Genomic DNA, 20,088 nt, shown 5'->3' on the forward strand with positions numbered 1-20,088 from the left:
TTTAATCAAAATTCAATAACTTTATTATCACTATACACCACCCCTTTATAATTTACACAGTATGAGTAAAATTGTTTTACAAAACTTCGTATTAATCATAGATTAAATTAGCCACAGCTATTAAAATCGCCTCTATTTTTTGTTGTAAATATCTATTTTTTATTACTAATACGGTCAATGAAATTAATGATAGTTTCTCTTTTTTATATTTTTTAATATATATATGGGATTACTTTTACTTGTTATAAAAATATTGTGGAGTAACATAACTTAACAAACTATCCAAAGTGTTAATCTCGGCATATGGTTGTATTTTGGTAGTATTCTTGATTTTCTGAGGGTTAAACCACACACCTTTTATATTTGCATTTTGAGGACCAGCAATATCCTTTTCTAAGTCATCCCCAACAAATAAAGTATTTTCCGGTTGTAAATTTAACTTATTTAATGCTAGTTCGAATATACGTTTATCAGGTTTACTAAATCCCACTTCTTCAGAAATAATGATTGTTTCAAAATACTTATTTAAATTCGTGTTAAATATTTTAGCTTTTTGCCTCTGAGTTGAGCCATTTGTTATAATTCCAACTTTACAGTGCTTCTTTATTTGATTTAAGAAATGAATAGTATTTTGGTCTATTGAAAAACATCTAGGGAAATTATTATTCCAAAAATCTTGGATGTAATTGCGTGGCAATCTATACCTTGGCGTGAATTCATCAAACAATGATTCTAAAACTGTCGTTTTATTACTTATGCCATATTCTCTTTTATCGTATTCTTTGAATTTCTGTAACATGTTGCTTTTAGCCGCACCATCTACATTTTCATAACACTTTTCTAAAACAATTAAAAATAATGCCTCTACTGCTTTATCCCTATCAAGTAATGTATCATCTAAATCAAACAGCATCGCTTTATAACCCATCAAATCATTTCACAACCTTTCTAGCATTATATAAATCTCTCCAAGTTTGTACCTTTAAACTTTTGGTTTAGCAAGAACATTGTTATGTAGTGATTAACGATTAAATAGAAACTAGATGAAAGAAATCCAAAGTTCTCGGCGCACACTCTAGTATTACGGTAGCTTCTTCTATATTGAAATTCCTTTTCCTCTTTTGGTAAAGAAGCAAAAGTATATTTTCGCGAATTTTAAGAAACTACATACAATTCACGTTATTATACATTAGTTTTTCGTAAATATTAATCGTACATCAATTCATACGATAAGTTTTTTAAAACAATTATTTCTCCATAAAAAAGTAATATAGCTAATAATATTTTTTAGTAGTAAACGTCCTATGAAGTTTACTACTGTATCTCCACATAAACTCCAGATAGTACGGCTATAATGACTACCAGAGGTGATATTATGAAAAACTATCATATTCTCGTGGTAGAGGACGATCAAGAAATTCAGGAATTAATTAAACAATTTTTAATGACACAGCATTATACAGTGGTAGTCGCTTCAGATGGACTAGAGGGTATGACACAATTTAATAAGCAATCATTTGATTTAATTCTTCTAGATGTCATGATGCCCAATCTTAATGGGTTTGAAGTTTCTAAAATGATTCGAAGTCAGTCAAACGTACCAATTATTATGCTAACTGCGTTGGAAGAAGAGGAAGATCAAATGAAAGGATTCGACCTTGGGATCGATGATTATATAACAAAGCCCTTTTCATTTCATGTTTTGATTAGACGAGTCGAAGCTGTACTTAGAAGAAGTTATGATAAAAATGTAAATAATCATTTGATATTTAAAGAAGTGCGTATCGATGTGGATGCATATAGAGTATATGTAAATGACGTTGAAATTATATTAACGACAAAAGAGTTTGAAATTCTACAACTACTATTTCAAAATGAGAGAAAAGTACTTACAAGAGAAAATATCGTAGAGAAGGTTTGGGGGTACGATTATTTTGGAGAAACACGAATAATTGATACACATATTAAAAATCTACGTAAAAAATTAGCTATCCCTTATATTAAAACAATAAAGGGTATTGGTTATAAAATTGATGAATAGTATTGTGAAACTCATGAAGATGAAGCAAATTACTTACAAACTCTTTATGACTACATCTCTCATTTTGTTATCCTTTGCAGTATTGATTTATTTAACTTTATACTTCTTTCTCCCTACGTTTTATGAGCAATATAAAACAGATCAACTTCAAACAGGGATAAACGAAATCATTGATAAATCTAAAAATCTTACGTTTCAAGATGCGATACCACTTTTTGATGAATACGCAAAAAAAAATAATGCGATGCTTTATCTTCAAAATAAAGAAGGAGTAATTATTTACTCTCCTTCATTTTCTTTTATTCAAAGTGGTACGCAAAAAACAGTAGTTACTAAAGCAACACGATTCGAGAATGCAAGTACCCTTAGCAATTCATATAACGCTACGAAACCAATTCAATTTCAAGATGGTAGTTTAACGCTTGTAGTGTTTGCTACATTTCAACCGATTGATGAAGCTTCACAGGTTTTAGTACGCTTTCTCCCCTATATTAGTATCATTGTGCTCGTTATTGGTATAGGGAGTGCTTATTTTTATTCCAGGTTTATTACAAAGCCACTTATTTATATTAATGAAGGTGCACAAAAGATGGCAAATTTAGATTTCTCCGAAAAAATTGAGGTTCGCTCTACAGATGAGTTAGGAGAATTATCTAATAGTTTGAATGACATGTCTATTAACTTGCAACAAGCTATGTTTGATTTAAAAAAAGCAAATGAACAATTAAAAAATGATATTGAAAAAGAAAGAGAAATAGAAACAAAACGCAGAGAGTTTTTTGCGATTGTAGCACATGAATTAAAGTCCCCTCTTACTGTAATGAAAGGATACTTAGAAGGAATGATATACAATATTGGCCCTTATCAAAATCGCGATCAATATTTAAAGAAGAATCATCAAATTATTGAAAGTATGGAACAATTAGTTCGTGAAATTTTAAGCGTATCGAAATTAGAACAACACACCTTCAAACTAAAAGTAGAGAAAGTTAATCTTTCAAAATTAATAGGGACAATTACAAAAGATCTCGAATTTTTTGCTTCTCAAAAAAACATCGAAATAATAAAAGAAATTGATTTTGGCCTTGCTATTTATACAGATTGTGCCCTTTTAGAAAAAGCATGTAAAAATATTGTCCATAATGCGGTTATGTATTCACCACATAATGAAAAAGTCTATATAAAGTTAAGTGAGGATTCTAAACAAAGTCAAATCGAAATGCAAATTATAAATACAGGTGTCAATATTAAAGATGAAGAGATACAACAAATTTTCAAACCATTTTATCGAATTGAAAAATCAAGGAATCGAAATACTGGAGGAAATGGTTTGGGGCTATATATTGTTAAACAAATTCTTGAAACGCTAGATATAAATTATTCAATAAAAAATATGGAACATAGTGTACAATTTTGCATGAGTATTCCATTATCTAAACACAAAAACAAACAAACTCTCCTTTAAATAGGACGAGTTTGTTTGTTTTTGTGGTAAGTATAAACTTATTAACAGGTTTTTCGTTTAATGATATATATTGCTTCTTAAATGGTAATTATCATAAGTGGTGACAAACTGTATTCAATTTACATATTTATCTTTTACTATAACAGCAAAAACGAAATTCCGCTTAGCAGCAAATTAGATTCTCTTATTTGAGATGCATTTCATCTATGAAACTGAAAAGGAAGATGAAAAATGCATATTTCCCTCCATTTTTCAGATTAATTTAAAATTCTTTTATGGTAAGCTATATGTAAAGATTAAACATAAAACATAAAGGATGATTCGTATGCAAATAAGGCCACAAGTAAGTGAATATAACTCCTATTATGCAACGTATACCAACTTGGTATCAGACGGAAATATCATACATATTCTAGAACAACAAATGAAGGAAACGAATCTCTTATTAAAGGAAATTTCTGATAGTGAGGGACTTTTCCGGTATGTTCCTACTAAATGGAGTATAAAAGAAGTAATGGGTCATATAGCAGATACAGAACGGATTATGGCGTATCGATTGCTATCTATCGCTCGAGGCGAGACAGCAGAACTTCCAGGCTATAATGATGATATGTATGTTCTTAGAGCTGCTTTTGATAAGCAATCTATGCAAGATCTTCTTGAGAATTTAATAGTTGTTCGCCAATCTACCCTGTATTTACTTAGAAGCTTAGATAAAGAAGCTTGGTCACAAAGAGGAAATGCGAATAATTCTGAAGTTACAGTTCGTGCATTAGCATACATCATTGCTGGTCATGAGCTTCATCATCTTCAAATTATAAAAGAACGTTACCTTGGTTCTGATGTATATCCAGCAACTTAATATTTGAAGAAAAAGAGTCCTATTTATGTAGGGCTCTTTTTCAGAATTTATAACGGATTAGCGCTTAGAACCATGGCAATTAAATGTCTTTATTTATAAAATTCACCACATAATATATATGTTATCCCCTCTTATTCTGTACATAATTTTATTTAGGCTGATATACTATAAACACAATAGTTCTGGAAAGGTGATGATATTATGTATGAACAACAAAATAATAGAGATAGAGATCAAAAAATGATGTTTTCTATGCAAGGAGTTCCCACAAATAAAATTAACATGAATCAATTACCTAAATGGATTAGTATTTTTGGCTATTGTGCCTTTGGTTGGATGATAGTATTTAGTTTAATTATGATTGTAGGTTTGATTCTACAATAACTATACAGATACACAGGTAAATGGGACAGCATTTAGATTATATATCTAGGTATTGTCCCGTTTTTTATGTGTAATTATCCCATGATAGGTAACCAATTATAATAAAAAGAACTTGTAGAATATCCTACAAGTTCTTTTAAAAATATTATTAAAACGGGAACGACAAACTATTTTAACATTCAGTACAGGGAGACCATTTTGATTATGGCTTGATTTTATTATAAATCAAATATAAGCTTTTGAAAGGTCTAGTTTTTGAAAAATATGTGAATTAAACAGCTACGATGTTTATATTAGATTTCATTTATGACTAACTTCTTCTTACTTAAATACACTGCACGATCTGATTTTTTAGCAACCTCCTGTGAGTGAGTCACAACAATAATGCATTTATTCTCTTTATGTGCAAGTTCTTGAAACAGTTCTATTATATCCATTGCGGTTTCCTCGTCGAGGTTTCCTGTCGGCTCATCTGCAATCAGTAAATCAACATTACAAGATAGTGCTCGAGCAATTGCTACACGCTGTTGTTGTCCACCGCTTAGTTGCAATACGTTTCGTTTCGCTTCAAGTTCTGTGAGTCCTACCCTCTTTAATAATTCTAATGCTCTTGCTGTTTTATTTTGCACTTTAACACCTGTAATTTCCATTGCTGTTAAGACATTTTGAAGAGCGGTCATATAGGTAATTAAGTTATAAGATTGGAAAATTACAGATACATTTTGATTACGGTATCGATCCAAACCAATTTTTCTAATATCTTTGCCATTATACAGTACATAACCATTTTTAGGGACATCCAGTCCACAACCTAAGCTCAGAGTTGTGGTTTTACCAGATCCAGATGGTCCTAAAATCGTGTAGAAATGTCCTTTTTGAAAAGAAAAGTTAACATTATCTAGTATCGCTACATTTTTCCCATTACTTTCATAATAATAATCCAAATTTTTAAACTGTAAAATCGTCTCCATATCGAGCCTCCTCATTCATCTTTTAAAAGAATTTGTTTTGGGTTTAAACGTAGAATAGATAATGCTGGAAGAAGCGTTGCTATTATAGCAATACCTAGTCCAATCCCCCCCATTTTCCCTACATCTTCTCCTGTTACACTTACATCAATTTTATCAATTGGATCTTCTTTTTGATTTTGTAGAGTACCACCAGGTCCAGCCATCATTACAGTACCATGTTGCGAGGTATCTGTTTCTTCGCTCGCAGTAGCTATTTCATTCGAAAGTAAATTATCCCCGATATATTGAGAAACTTTAGCTCCTGTTGTTATGGATAATCCAAATGCTAAAATAGCGACACATACTACTTCTACTACGAACTGTGCCATCAGTTTCCACTTTTTCTCTCCAATGGACAATAGAATTCCCATTTCTTTACGACGTCCTTTAATTGATAGCATAATGATTAATCCTAAAATAATCGCACCTGCAATCGATACAATATAAATAATCATTTGAGAAGTCGAAGAGATATTTTCGATAGGACCAATCATTTGCTTGTACAATGAATCATGCGCATCTAATTTATAATAATTAAAATCAATATTAGATTTTTTTGCTTCTTTTTTAAATGCATCAATATATTGTGGGTCATTCAAGAAATACACGACTTGAACACTACTTATACCTTGATCCACTTCTAATTTTTTCATAGTTGAATGTGGCATATATAGTTTATTAGCCGGATCCATTATAGGAGGAGCCTGTTGACTCATTGCTTGCTCATTGGTTTCGTAAATACCGATAATTTCAACCTCAAGGGTTTCCTTCTTATCCCCTGATTGTACTTTAACTTTGTCTCCTACTTTCAAATTGTTTAATTCCGCTAATCGTTTTTCCATTAAAGCTACATTCTGATCCTTCATTTGCTCTGTAATTGGTTTTCCATCAATGATTTTACTTTTTCCGTTTTTAAAGCTTTCTTGTAATGCAGTCTTGCGAACTCCCTCAATCATAAAAGAAGCATTCATATCTATTTCTGTACCAGAGCTTGAACCGCCTCGCACAGCCGCCATTCCCGCTTTACCTTCTTCTTTTCCTTCTGAAGCTCCTACTAGTTTAAGTCCATCAGAAATACCGAAAGTGTTAGCTATGTAATTATAGTCTTTTACATACTTGTACTTTGCTAATTGATCTGTTTCTTTTGTATCGAGCTGCGGCGGATTTGGCATTTCTCCAGTTTCCTTAGCTTTTTGACCTAATTTGTCGAAATCAAGACCTAAAGTAACATCTGCACCAAGTTTTTTTCTTGCAGCATCCGCTGCTTTTTTTGATGCATTTTGGATTGTGTAACCTGAAAGAACCAAATTTGTAACAATCAGAAAAACTGCCATCAAAATTAATGATGTTCCTATCCTTTTTTTCATACTGAGAATTGCTCGTTTCATAAAATTCATTTTTTCTTACCTCCTTGATATCTTGTATTCTATATAGGTTATCTAGAGTTTATATGGAGCTAATCGGTAGTTTAACTAGAGATATAAGGAGTTTATGTGTAGTTATTTACCTGTTTCAGAAAAGCTAGAACACAAATTCAAAAACGCAGCCGTTTTTGAATATTGGTAAGGAGTTATTCCGTTTAATAAATTTATATAAAAGAAAAGGTTAAGATTAATTTAATGTATGTAGCACAAAAAATATTTACTGTGTAATTTCTATACAATAAATATAGAGAAACCTATTTGGATATCTATAATAGGGATTTTAATATAGTTACTGTATCTCATACAAATCACGTCACTTTAAAAGGTGCATCTTTTAATACGAAAATAAGCAATTTAATATTCTTTTATATGAATAAGAATATTAAATTACTTTTTAGATTTTAGTATAATTTATTTATAGTTTTATTTTATTGCAAGCTTTATAATATGATATGCAAATTTATCACCTACTATTAGGAAAAGAGAATATTTTATAATTAATTTACACCATAAATTTTGTCCATGTTTTAAACAATATGTATTTTGGAGGAGGTTAATTTGATTTTTTCAAAACTCATTGATCGGTACGCCTTATATGATTTACACAAAAAAAGAAGTGTAGCGTTTCAGTATACTTCCCTTTCTAACACTTCATTAAATATAAAGGACATAGAATCTTTTTATAAAGTAAAACCATCACATATTCATTTTGACATTAAGCATTCAAAACAGGAAAAGGAATACATGGCTGGGCAATTCAAATATAAAAGCTCAGTTCAATCCGGTGATTCACGCAACGACTCTGTAACTGGGGAATTATTCTTACATAAAAATGAAAATGCACCTCATATTATCTTTGTTCACGGTTGGAGAATGGATTCTAACGAACGTGTAAAAAAAATATTCCACGACCATATGACCAACCTGAAGTGGAATATGTATTATTTCACTCTACCCTATCATTTTGAAAGAAAACCCGATCAATCCTTATTCAGTGGAGAGTATATGGTAAGTGCAAATATTGAACGAACAGTACAAGCAACTAGACAAGCGATAGCTGATTTACGAGCTTTGATTAAATGGATTAAAGCAAATAAAAATGGTCCCCTGATTCTAATAGGGATTAGTTTAGGCGGATTTATTACTAACTTAACCTCTCTTGTTGAAGAAGAAATTGATGTGTTAGCATCCATTTTCTATGCAAATCGACTTTCTTATTCTATTTGGAATACAATTCCGGGTAAATTTATTAGAGAAGACTTGGAACATCATGGTGTTACGTATGATGATTTAATAGATTATTGGAAAATCACTGAACCGAGTCAAGCATTGCCAAAAGTAAAAAAAGAAAATATTTTATTAATTTCAGGTAAGCATGATCTATATGTGCATTCTGAGGATACAGACTACTTGTGGGAATCTTGGGAAAGACCTCCACGATATATTTATACATGCGGGCATGCCGGGATCGTTCTTAAACGTAAAAAAATTGCAACTGATACTATTGATTTTATTCAAAATCGATTGAACTCCCCACACTTATCAATGTCATGCCTTAAATCGTGAGATTACTAAGTACAAAATCTTATACTTGTATTGTTATATTTTTTACTAGTCACCTTTGTAAATCTTAGCCCCAAGCCTTACACGATTGAAAATAAAATAAAATAAATAACTAAGGAACTAATTTACCATATGGAAAAACATTGCTCAGCATTTTCACCAGTGGTCCCTGTATATGAAATATTACATACAAAAATCTTTATGTATTACGTTATTAATTTAAAAATAAATTATTCATCCATTAATCTATACCATCCATATTTACAGTTATGGATACCCTAATTACATATGAAAAAGAGAGAAGAACATTGGTTAGTTCTTCTCTTTTTGTTTATTTTTAAGATAACCATCTATAAAATTTTGCTTTTCATAATTCTTCATGAGTCTAGAAAAGAAATTTTTCTAATGTACATAATTACAACGACATTAAACCTCTTTGCTCTTAAATCCACTACTTGTATTATTGATTGCATGAAACTCCTTCTTGAGAAAGGTTTTAATTTCCGAATATTCTGTTGACCGTTATAACATATCCAATTTACAATTTAATTGTGGTGTTCTTTCACAATTAAACTACTTAGAATACACTTCATTTATTTGAAAACAATTACAAATAGAGGTGCTAAAATGAAAACTAGAGTAAATCCAGAATTATTACAAGGGTTAGAGATGTTTCCGGATCTCGATTTACGCCCAGAAAATTTGCAATCAATCAGAGAAGGAATAGCTCAAATGAGACCACCTACCGTTGTTGATGACTCTCTTTCTTTAACAGATAAAGTCATTGTTGGGCCTGATGATAATCTGTTACCATTACGAATTTATCGTCCAAAATCAAATCATGAATCTTTACCTGTCTTATTATGGATACATGGTGGAGGTTATATCTTAGGGTCTATAGATGATAACGATGATACTTGTATGAGGTTTGCAAAAGAAGCTAGCTGTGTGGTCGTGTCTGTAGACTACCGCTTAGCACCTGAACACCCTTACCCAGCACCAATTGAGGATTGTTATTCAGCTTTAAAATGGATTGCTGATAATGCAAAGTCATTAAACATTGATTCGAATCGAATTGGGGTTGCAGGAGTAAGCGCTGGCGGTGGACTAACAGCAGCATTATCATTATTAGCACGAGATCGAAAATATCCTTCAATTTGTTTACAAATGCCACTATATCCAATGATTGATGACAGAAATGATACACCTTCAGCGAATGAAATTAAAGAGGGATTTGTTTGGAACCAAAAGGCAAATGAAGCTGGCTGGAAAATGTATTTAGGAGAAATGTATGGAACGGATCAAATCCCTGCCTATGCAGCACCTTCTCGAGCTGAGGATTATAGTGACTTACCGTATACTTACACATTTGTTGGTCAATTAGATCCATTCCGCAGCGAAACATTAACCTATGTAAGCAAACTAGCACAAGCTGGTGTTGATGTGGAGTTTCATTTATATCCAAATGCCTATCACTGGTTTGAAGGGTTAAATCCAAATGCCGATGTATCTATTTATGCTGTGAACGAAATAGTACAAGCAATAAAGACTGGTTTCAAACGAGTATCCAAGGTTGAGGCTTAATCCCATTACAAGAGAAACACTTATAAATAGTATATATGTATTTATCATTTAAATATAATAGCCGATTCTAAATAAGAATCGGCTATTATATTTAAAATCCGCCTAATATATCAAGGTTGAGAAACAGATATAAGATGTTTAGGCGATGTGTTTATTTCCTCTGCTAATGCTTTTATGTTCATCATGATTTGAAGTATTTCTTCTTTTGTTGTTCTTGGGTTGATAGAGCAAAGTCGAATTACTACTTTTTCTTTTAATTTAGTCGTACTTAGCATAGCAAATCCTCTTTGATTAATTTCTTCCACCAATTTTTTGTTTATTTCATGAATTGTATCTGTAGATGTTAGCTCACATGGAATATAACGAAAAGTAACAATTCCTAATTGGGCAGGTGTTACTACTTCCCAATCTTTTTCTTTCCTTAAAAACTCTTCAACTTGTTCAGCTAGCATAATGCCATGATCAATTGCCTCACGAAAAGCTGTAACTCCGAATGCTTTAAAAGAAAGCCATACCTTTAATGCTCTAAATCTACGAGAAAGTTCAATTCCACGCTCCCCAAAATTCACTTTTTCTTCTATATTAGTTTCTGTATCCTTAATATACTCTGGGATCATACGGAATGTTTCACTTAAATATTGGCTATTTCGAATAAGTACACAACCAACATCATAAGGCTGAAAAAGCCATTTATGCGGGTCTAACGTTAAAGAATCGGCACGATGAATTCCACTTAATAACTCCCTTCCTTTTTCACTGAGAATTGCTGCAGCCCCATAAGCCCCATCCACGTGTAGCCATATATCTTCATCACCACATACATCAGCCAATTCATCGAGGGAGTCCACCGCTCCGCAATTCGTTGTCCCTGCATTAGCAATAACACAGAATGGTTTTTTCCCTTTTAATCGATCTTCTTTTATTTGTTTTCTTAAAGTACTAACTGAAATTTTTAAGTCTTCATCTGTCTCAATTCGGCAAATTTGATGCTGTTTAAAACCTAATACTTTAAGTGCTCGATCTACAGAAAAATGAGTTTGGTTAGAAAAATAAACAATCGCATTTTCTATGTCATTATTCAGCTTGACCTGTCTCGCTACAGTAAGTGCAGTCAAATTAGCCATGGAACCACCACTGACAAATAATCCTTCAGCTGAATCAGGGAATCCTAGCATTGATTTTAACCAGTTAATTGTCGTTAATTCAATTTGTTCGGCACCTGCACCTACTATCCAAGCTGTAGGAAATACATTAAACCCACTTGCTAAAAAATCTGCTAATACACCAACATAATTATTAGGACCTGGCACAAAAGCCATAAAATGAGGATGATCCACATGAGTAATTTGATTAAACACATTGTTATTAAGAAAATGAAGTAATTCTTTTGGATTAGATCCGTTTTCCGGAATCGTTTCAATTAGCTTGTCTCTAAAAATATTACTATCAATCGTTTCTGAAACTGGTTTACTTTTTAAATGATTCATATGATCAACAATTAAGTCAACCGCTTGATATCCTAACTGACGCATTTCTTCGGCTGATAACTGTAATTTTTTTGTCATTTGATTTACTCCTATTCTATTTAAAAAGGCGAGTTCTTGCTCGCCTTTTCATTTTTTATAATTTGTAATCACAAATTGTTTGTATTGGATTTTGAAGAATCGTGTTGATTAACCCCTGGATGTGATTTAATATTTCCTGTATTTTCTCTGTTTCATATACCGTTTGATCATATCCAAACTTTATTGTAAGTCTTTCTTCAGGGAAGCACATAATTCCATACTTTACATGTGGCTCATCAACAACTTCGTAATCCGTGATAGCAAAATGTCTGTTTTCATTTGAAGAAAAGATTGCTGGATTAGTTGGATAGTTTTCAAAAACCCAAAGATGGTCAGTCAACTCAGTTTTTAATTCACTTTGCTTTTGTATATCAACAAATGAATAGTATGCATACTCATTACATTTCAATGTCTCTAGTTGTACCTTTTGCAGGAAGTCCACAAAAGATTGCGTTTCTGTCCATGCTAATCGGATAGGCAAAACATTTGTGAACAGACCGAACATATTTTCAATTCCTTCTACTTCGGGAGGTCTGACTGATACTAGGTTAGGCAATACTACTTCTCTCGTTCCGTTGAATTTGCCAAGCAATATTCCCCATACAGCTAGTAATGCCGTATTCATAGTTATATTATTTTTAGTTACAAATGTTTGTAACTGATCAGTCAAATCCTTGTCTAATGTTAAATCCATAAAAGTGAAGTTTAACCCTTCACTTTTAGATGGGACTTTCTTTTTAGGAATACTAATTTTCTGATTGTATCCTGATAAATAATCTCGCCAAAAATGACGTGCTTTCTCATGATCTTGTGCCAAAGTCCAATCTATAAATGTTTCAAAAGGTTTTACTATGGGTAACCCCGCCGTAGTTCTGGCATTTGTAGTTTCGTAGAGCTGGAATAATTCGTCTATCAAAATGCTGACGCTCCAACCATCACATAATAGATGATGGGAACTCCAAATTACTTTATGCTCGTTATTACCTAGTTGGAATATACAGAGACGTGTCATAAGTTCATCATTTTTAAATCCTCGACTTAAATTTTCATTCATCCACTGTTTTAGGAATTCTTGCTGTTCTTGTTTCGTCATCTCAATCAAGTTTTTTATTTCTGAATTTATTTGAACATCATATAGAACAGCTTGCCAAGGTTTTGCTTGTTCATCTTGCACAATTATTGTTCTTAAAGAATCATGACGATCAACTAATTGTTGGAAACACTGAATAAAGAGTTTAATATCCAGCTCCCCCTCAAGTGCCCAAATTGTTTGTTCAAAATATGCATTTGTATCAGGTTCATTCGTAGCATGCTCATAAATAACTTCCTGGAAAGGTGCTAACGGGTAAATACGTTCTATTTTTATATCCGGCATTTTTTCTTGTATTTTGTTAAGTGTATGTTGATTAAGTTGTTTATCTTTAACATTTAGTAATGTAGCTTTATTATCGTTCATTATGTTTACATCATTTGTTTGTGAACTTGAAAACTGGTCTAGCTTTTTAACAAATTGAACCATGTCCCTTAATATAGGAAATGAAAATATATTTTTTGGTTCAAGCTCGAATCCTTGTCGATACAGTCTGACGGACACTTGAATCGCTTTTATCGAATCTCCACCTAAGGCGAAGAAATGATCATTTACTCCAACTTGATCTATTTTGAGTACTTCTTGCCAAATACTAGTTAATATTTTTTCCATTTCAGTTTTTGGGGCAATAAATACTTCATTTTTTTGTTTCTCCGGAGTAGGGAGCGCTTTTCTATCTAATTTCCCGTTTGGAGTCAGGGGTAATTGGTCCAAATAAACAAAATAAGAAGGAATCATATAATCTGGCAAGTGATCTTGCAAATGCTTTCGTAGTTCTGTTGTACTAATATTTTGCTCAGTTACCACATATGCAACTAAAAATTTTATTCCGTTCTCATCTGTTTGATCAATTACGACAGCATGTTCGACTTGTTTATAAGTTAGAAGACAATGAGAGATTTCTTCTAACTCTACTCGATATCCCTGAATTTTCACTTGGTAATCTTGGCGGCCTAAAAATTCAATATATCCCTCAGAATGCATTTTTCCACAATCCCCTGTTTTATATATAAGACCAAAATCAGGATGTGACACAAACGCTTCATTTGTTTTCTTTTCATCATTTAAATATCCTTTAGCAAGGCCCACTCCCCCGATATATAAATCTCCAATTACACCAACAGGGCACATTTTCTTTTCATAGTTCAACACATAATACGTTTGGTTTGCCAAGGGCATCCCGTATGGAATACTATTCCAATGTGATTCCACCTGTTTGACCGGATAATAAATTGACCAAATCGATGCTTCTGTTGCCCCTCCTAGTGAGACTACTTCTGCAATCGGAAAATGTCGTTTTATTTTTTCTGGTAAAGAAAGCGGAATCCAATCTCCACTATGTAAAACTAAACGTAAAGAAGGATATTCAAAATGAGAACCTACTTGCTCCAATGCCAAATCCATGATTGCAGGCACTGTATTCCAAATTGTAATCCCTCTACGTTCGACAGTGCGGATTAATTCTTGCATGTCTCTCGGATCACGAATCATTACTAACATTGCACCTGTGCTTAAAGCTCCGAAAATATCGTATACAGATAGGTCAAAACACATGGAAGAGATACCAATAATACGATCATCTTCATTCACCTCATATTTTTGATTTATGTCTTGAATAGTATTTGTAACCGCTTGGTGAGTAATAATTACTCCTTTTGGTTTTCCTGTACTTCCTGAAGTGTATATAATATAGGCAATATCTTCTGGACCAGCAATAGCGGGCATATCTTCTGTTGTATAAAATGACAAATGATTTTCTTCATAAAGACTAGGTTCTAATAAAAGCTTGCATGAGCTATTTTTTAAAATATATGTTTGGCGATCTAAAGGATGATCGGGATCAATCGGAACATAAGCGGCACCTGATTTTAAAACACCTAACATATTAACAATTGTGTCAACTCGCCTTTTTGCTAAAAGACCCACTTTGTCACCTAGACCAATACCTTGCTCTTTTAAGAAGTGGGCAATTTGATTAGAACGTTTATGAAGTTCCGAGTATGTTAACCATTCTTGTTCAAATACCACTGCTACTTCATCCGGTGTACGTTTTACTTGGTCTGTAAATAATTGATACAGAGTAGTTGAAGGTATTTTTTCTGTTGTTTCATTGTATTGCTTAATTAAAGTTTGATCCGATTCTTTCATCTGCAAAGATGTTATATCGCTTTGTTTCACCAATTGTTCCAATAAGTCAACAAATTGGGAAAACATTGCTTCTATTACATCAACATCAAACAACTCTTCAACATAGTTCCAGCTAATTAATAACTCTCCATTTTTTTCAATTACTACATTATCCAAATACACTTGTGGAGTCTGAGCATGAATATAGCGAAGAGAACCAAGTTGTTCCCAAGAGAAAGCACCTGCACCTGCTAACATCGAGGTGAAAACGATTGGCATAACTGCTTTTGGCGTCATTTGATGATATCGAGTAAAATCTCGAATAAAGTTAACTCCATCGTAATGACGATGTTCAAGGCCATCTAATAAAGTAGCTTGCGTTTCTTTTACTCTAGTAAAGAAAGTTTGCTCTGGTTTTACATCAACATCCAATAAAATAAGTGATGTGAAATCTCCAACAATCTGTTCTACTTCATCATGAACAGGATAACGGTTAAATACAGTCAAGTTAATTGCTAATCGACGTTGATTACTCCAATGTGCCAACACATCACCATATATTGTACAAAGTAGAGCGGAAGGCGTTACCTCTTTCTCTTGTGCTAACTTTCGTAGCTTTGTCCATTTTTTATTATCCAGGATTTTTGTAAGTGATTGGAATTTAGGAGTAGCAATCTCTGCTGGATCCTTTTTTAACAGCAAAGAAGGTGCAAACGGAAAGTCAGGAAGCTTACTTGTCCAATAATCTTTTGCTGTTTTATATTCTTCACTTTGTTCCATTTCATCATAGATAAACATATAATCTTGAAAATCAAAAGATAAAGATTCTAATTTTTGATTTGGTTTATAATAATAATGCAACAAATCCTGTCCAACAATGTTCATGCTTGCTCCGTCCATTAATAAAGCATCGTATCGAAAACATAATAAATACGTGTCTTCTTTTAAAAGAAAAGCTTTCAATTCAAACAAAGGCCATTGCCCCAAAGGGAATACATGGTTAGTCATTCGAGAACGCTCTTCTTGTAAGCGAGCATGTTGATTCCTATCATCTAAATCTATGAGACTCACTATTTCAATCTCGTAATCAGGAACGCTTTGTAATATTTGCTGTTTTCCCTCTGGTAAAATTACAGCTCGCAACATTGGATGACGATGAATTACCTTTTGAAAACTTTTTGAAAGACGATTGATATCCAAAGCTGTTTCATATTCAAAATATGTTTGAGGGGAAATACCACTTAATTCAAACTGTGAATTCCGTCCTATCATATACGCTGTCTGAACTTCTGTTAAGGAAAATGGCTTAGACAAATCTTTAACATGAGTTGGTCTACTTTCAAGGTTTTCCTCTTTATGCTCTAGCTTTACACAAGAACTCAGTTGAGCGATTGTGGGGTGCTTAAAAAAATCTGTTGTACTTATTTTTAAGCCGTCTTTTCTTAATAAATTAATTACCTGAAGTGCTTTAATAGATTCTCCTTTTAATGCAAAAAAATTATCATGAATACCGATTCCCTCGATCTCCATAACTTTTTCCCATGCACGCACTAATTTTTGTTCAATTTCATTGCGCGGAGCAACGTATGGAATTGATACATAATCCGTTTGTGTTATATCCAACAATCTTTTTCTATCCACTTTTCCATTTGGATTCAATGGAATCTCTTCTACCTGAATCATTTTTTCAGGAATCATAAACTCAGGTAATTTATCACTTAAATATTTTCTGATTTCATCAAAAGACACCTTGTTATCCGATACATAGTAGGCAGCTAATAATTTCCTATTTCCATACACTTGATCAACAACGATAGCCTGGTTTATTTCTGGATATTCCCTTAATTGAGTTTCGATTTCTCTTAATTCAATCCGATACCCCCGAATTTTCACTTGATGATCCATTCTACCTAAATATTCAAGTTCTCCATCAGGCAACCAACGAACGAGATCACCTGTATGATACATCATTTCCCCTGCCGCAAAAGGACTCGGTACAAACTTTTCATCTGTCAGTTTATTTTTACCAAGATACCCTCGTGCTACCGCTACGCCAGCAATGCAGAGTTCACCGGGAATTCCAAATGGTTTTAATTGGCCATACTTATTCAATATATAGGAATGATAATTCGGGTTAGGTTTGCCAATCGTAACTTCTTTGGAAGTGCTCAAGTCTTTTACTGTTGCGCAAATGGTTGTTTCTGTGGGACCATAAATATTTAAAATTGTTGCTTCACTGATACAACGAATTTTTTCAACCAAATCAATGGAAAATGATTCTCCTGCTAATAAAATAGATTTTAAATCTTTTAGAAAAATCGCCCCTTCTGGATCACTCAAAATCACTTCCATTCGCGATGGCGTTGATTCCCATAAATCCACCTTATGTTTTTTGACCAAATGAGCCAATTCTTTTGTTGCAAACTGGTCCTCTGTAGCAATTACTACTTTTGAACCTTGCGTTAAAGGAAGACATATTTCTAACAAGGAAATATCAAAAGATACACTAGCAAGAAACAAGAATGATTGATTAGCTTTTACTTTTTCTCTCATTACATTTAAAAAATGAACTAGTGATTTTTGTTCTATCATTACCCCTTTTGGATTTCCTGTCGATCCTGATGTGTAAATAACATAAGCTAAATCATTAGGATTATGTTCTCGTACTAAATTACTTTCTTCACCTTGAAAAAGATATTCTTTATCAAGATACAGTACTTCACCTGCAAATTGTGGCAATACTTCCTCTGTTCGCTTACTAAGTAAATATTTTGCTTGACTATCTTGTAACATATATTCAATTCGTTCAGTTGGGTAGTTAGGGTCGATTGGTAAATACGCTGCTCCTGCTTTTAAAACCCCCATCATACCAATAATCATTTCTAATGACCGATCTACCATAACGCCAATAATACTTTCTTTTGAAACACCTTTACTTTGAAGAATAGAAGCCAATTGATTCGCTTTCTTATTCAATTCTCTATATGTCAAAGATTGATCATTACAAACAACAGCAATTTGTTCTGGAGTTTTTAATACTTGCGCTTCAAACAAATCTTGAAATGATTGAAACAAGTCTATGCCCGTTTGAAAAGTATTCAATCCTTCTAACAACTCTTTTTCTTCTTCTGCAATAATACAAATATCTTTCAATGCCAAATTCGGATTTTGTGAAACTTGCTTTAAAACATAACAATACGAATTGGCAAACTGTTGCAAAGAAGAGAATGAACGGGACTTGCAAGAAATTTGAAATTCAAATTCATTATGTATTTCATTCCATTTTCTTCGTATCCATAGGGCTAAATTATTCTCTGCGTATTCTTCTAGCGAATTTTCATTATGTAATCCTTCCATCCCGATTACAATTTGAAAAGGAGTTAAATTGTGTTTAACTAATAATTCAGAGAGCGGATACTCCTGATTTTCATACCCGAATAAAGTCGTGTGTTCAATCTCATTTACTAATTGTTTAAAGGTGTGATGCGGCTGGATTTCACTTCCTAAAGGAATCAACTTATTAAGATTCTCACTTTGTTCAAGATTCTTTTCAATTATAGGAATACCAATAGTAATTCTTTCTTGATCTGTATAATGTGCCAAACAAACCCTTAAAGCGGCTTGAAACCAGCTAAATAATAATAAATCTTGAGACTTACTTATTTTTTGTATACTTTTACTAAATTCTACATTCACTATGACTTGAACGTATTCACAAGGTGTTTCTTTATTTAGTCGGTAATCGCTATTAAATTTAAATACAGAAAAATCGAGAATCTCGGAAGATAATTGCTCCTTCCAAAACGCTTCTACTTCTTTATTTTCATGAATCGAACTTCGATCTTTAATGTGCATTTTTATCTTTATCCCCCTAATATTCATTTCTTCTACTCGTTAATTTTCAAGCCAACTTCAAGCCCATGGAGAAACACTTGATGATTATCCAAACATAAAAATTGCTGAATCTCTTCAAATTTCATATGACCGACTGAACAAACCCCTAAATTTAATGTCTCAGCAACCATGTTTAAGGTAGCAGTGATAATGCCTGACTCAATACAAGCAAATAAATATCCATCTGAACCGTATTTCGGGATGGAAGCGTTCGCATTATAAACCAAATAAACTGAGAAGGCAGATTGAGTAAATAAATCCTGATTAATTAACTCATGATCACTTTTGATTACTTGATCAATGTTGTTTACAATCACAAGACTATTTTTTGATGGGTTATAATAATAAAATCCAGCTTTCATATCCTCTATACGTTTTGGTTTTACATAAACAAAGATATCAATGGGATAGAGCCCGCCTGCACTTGCGTAATGATAGTATATTTTTTCTTCCCTAACCTGTTTTAGAGTTGATAAGAATCGGGAAAATTCCGAAAAACTAATATGTTTTTCCATATCAAATTGACGACAAGACCTACGTTCCTTGATTATAGTAGGTAGCTCATTTGTTGTTTCAAGTTGAATTTCGGTCGACCGTGCAGCAACGTGCGTGCGATTTAATTGTTTACTCATATACTTATCTAACTTTTCTTTAGAAAAGCGAATCTGGTTGCTATATGGATTTGAAAAAATCTTTTCTTGTGAAGAAAATACTTCTCTTGGGTGTAATATATTACTTACTAACACACGATTTTTTATCATGAGCTCTATGTTTTTTTGTGTCTCTTCTACATTTCCTAACGAAAAGCGCTCTACTAGTTCACTAATTTTCACACCTTTTTGAGCCATAAAATAAAAATCTGGAAACCACTCAGACAGAATACCTGTAAATCTCATTTCCCCTATCAAAACTTCATTATGCAACTTCTCCCAATGCTTAATCGGAGACCAGTAATAAATTTTCTCGCTCATATAACCCTCCATAAACGTTTAACTTATTTTTGAAATGCAATTTTCTAATTTACAAAAATTTTTTCGGATTCTGCTCCTTGTCTCATAGTGATTATAAATACATGCACT

The 20,088-nt window shown here is 32.8% G+C and carries 12 protein-coding genes; 6 read left to right on the forward strand and 6 right to left on the reverse strand.

Annotated features, from left to right (window positions below; translation table 11 throughout):
• Window positions 1–235: 235 nt before the first annotated feature.
• Window positions 236–928, reverse strand: a complete 693-nt coding sequence (locus C3Y97_RS13180; RefSeq protein WP_000540712.1) for an HAD family hydrolase — start codon at window positions 926–928, stop codon at window positions 236–238.
• Window positions 929–1,375: 447 nt separating this feature from the next.
• Here C3Y97_RS13180 and C3Y97_RS13185 point away from each other — a divergent pair, with 447 nt between their 5' ends.
• The 4 genes from C3Y97_RS13185 (at window position 1,376) to C3Y97_RS13200 (ending at window position 4,752) form a co-directional block, all read left to right on the forward strand.
• Entirely contained in the window at window positions 1,376–2,041 is a 666-nt protein-coding gene (locus C3Y97_RS13185; RefSeq protein WP_000800727.1) for a response regulator transcription factor, read from the forward strand.
• 13 nt (window positions 2,042–2,054) lie between these two features.
• Window positions 2,055–3,506, forward strand: coding sequence for a sensor histidine kinase (locus tag C3Y97_RS13190; RefSeq protein WP_033689271.1), 1,452 nt, complete (start codon window positions 2,055–2,057; stop codon window positions 3,504–3,506).
• Window positions 3,507–3,831: 325 nt separating this feature from the next.
• A complete protein-coding gene (locus tag C3Y97_RS13195; protein ID WP_001167133.1) occupies window positions 3,832–4,368 on the forward strand; it encodes a DinB family protein in 537 nt (178 codons plus the stop codon).
• 201 nt (window positions 4,369–4,569) lie between these two features.
• Window positions 4,570–4,752, forward strand: a complete 183-nt coding sequence (locus tag C3Y97_RS13200) for a hypothetical protein (protein WP_000273239.1) — start codon at window positions 4,570–4,572, stop codon at window positions 4,750–4,752.
• 293 nt (window positions 4,753–5,045) lie between these two features.
• On the opposite strand, the gene C3Y97_RS13205 is transcribed toward C3Y97_RS13200, so the two are convergent.
• Both C3Y97_RS13205 and C3Y97_RS13210 read right to left on the reverse strand, forming a co-directional pair.
• Window positions 5,046–5,723: an ABC transporter ATP-binding protein gene (locus C3Y97_RS13205; RefSeq protein ID WP_000447856.1), complete on the reverse strand. Its 678-nt coding sequence runs from the start codon at window positions 5,721–5,723 to the stop codon at window positions 5,046–5,048.
• A gap of 11 nt (window positions 5,724–5,734) precedes the next feature.
• Window positions 5,735–7,159, reverse strand: a complete 1,425-nt coding sequence (locus C3Y97_RS13210; RefSeq protein WP_001010233.1) for an ABC transporter permease — start codon at window positions 7,157–7,159, stop codon at window positions 5,735–5,737.
• Window positions 7,160–7,744: 585 nt separating this feature from the next.
• On the opposite strand from C3Y97_RS13210, the gene C3Y97_RS13215 reads away from it, so the two are divergent.
• Both C3Y97_RS13215 and C3Y97_RS13220 read left to right on the forward strand, forming a co-directional pair.
• Window positions 7,745–8,752 (forward strand): alpha/beta hydrolase, encoded by a 1,008-nt coding sequence (locus C3Y97_RS13215; RefSeq protein ID WP_136363448.1) that lies wholly within the window; start codon window positions 7,745–7,747, stop codon window positions 8,750–8,752.
• A 624-nt stretch (window positions 8,753–9,376) separates the two neighbouring features.
• Window positions 9,377–10,333 (forward strand): alpha/beta hydrolase, encoded by a 957-nt coding sequence (locus tag C3Y97_RS13220; protein WP_000857937.1) that lies wholly within the window; start codon window positions 9,377–9,379, stop codon window positions 10,331–10,333.
• A gap of 110 nt (window positions 10,334–10,443) precedes the next feature.
• Here the strand turns inward: C3Y97_RS13220 and C3Y97_RS13225 are convergent, their stop codons facing one another.
• The 3 genes from C3Y97_RS13225 to C3Y97_RS13235 are packed head-to-tail and all read right to left on the reverse strand — an operon-like array spanning window position 10,444 to window position 19,980.
• Complete coding sequence (locus C3Y97_RS13225) at window positions 10,444–11,898, reverse strand: pyridoxal phosphate-dependent decarboxylase family protein (protein ID WP_000162820.1); 1,455 nt, start codon at window positions 11,896–11,898, stop codon at window positions 10,444–10,446.
• A 55-nt stretch (window positions 11,899–11,953) separates the two neighbouring features.
• Window positions 11,954–18,970 carry a non-ribosomal peptide synthetase gene (locus C3Y97_RS13230; RefSeq protein ID WP_136363449.1) on the reverse strand — a complete coding sequence of 2,339 codons (7,017 nt, stop codon included), beginning with the start codon at window positions 18,968–18,970 and terminating at the stop codon, window positions 11,954–11,956.
• A 32-nt stretch (window positions 18,971–19,002) separates the two neighbouring features.
• Window positions 19,003–19,980: a SagB/ThcOx family dehydrogenase gene (locus C3Y97_RS13235; RefSeq protein WP_001290968.1), complete on the reverse strand. Its 978-nt coding sequence runs from the start codon at window positions 19,978–19,980 to the stop codon at window positions 19,003–19,005.
• Window positions 19,981–20,088 lie beyond the last annotated feature (108 nt).

The sequence above is a fragment of the Bacillus sp. DU-106 genome, from assembly GCF_004799705.1.
GTDB classification, from domain to species: Bacteria; Bacillota; Bacilli; order Bacillales; family Bacillaceae_G; genus Bacillus_A; species Bacillus_A cereus.